A 229-nucleotide genomic window follows, 5' to 3' on the forward strand; every position below is an offset into this window, starting at 1 on the left:
ACTCATCGTGGACGAGGTCCAGGCCGGCGTCGGACGCACCGGCAAGTTCTGGGGACACGACTGGGCAGGCATCACCCCCGACGTCGTCATCACCGCGAAGGGCATTGCCAGCGGCTTCCCGATCTCCGCCATTGCCGCCTCGACCGAACTCATGGGCAAGGCCTGGCCCGGCTCCCAGGGCGGCACCTACGGCGGAAACGCCGTCGCCGCCGCCGCCGGCGTCGCCACC

General features: G+C 71.2%; 1 protein-coding gene. It reads left to right on the top strand.

Going from position 1 to position 229, the window contains the following annotated elements; genetic code table 11:
* A partial coding sequence (locus AC6CH3_RS23590; RefSeq protein WP_498134732.1) for an aminotransferase class III-fold pyridoxal phosphate-dependent enzyme occupies positions 1 to 229 on the top strand: 229 nt, incomplete at both ends.

It is taken from the genome of Arthrobacter sp. GQ119 (assembly GCF_059759125.1).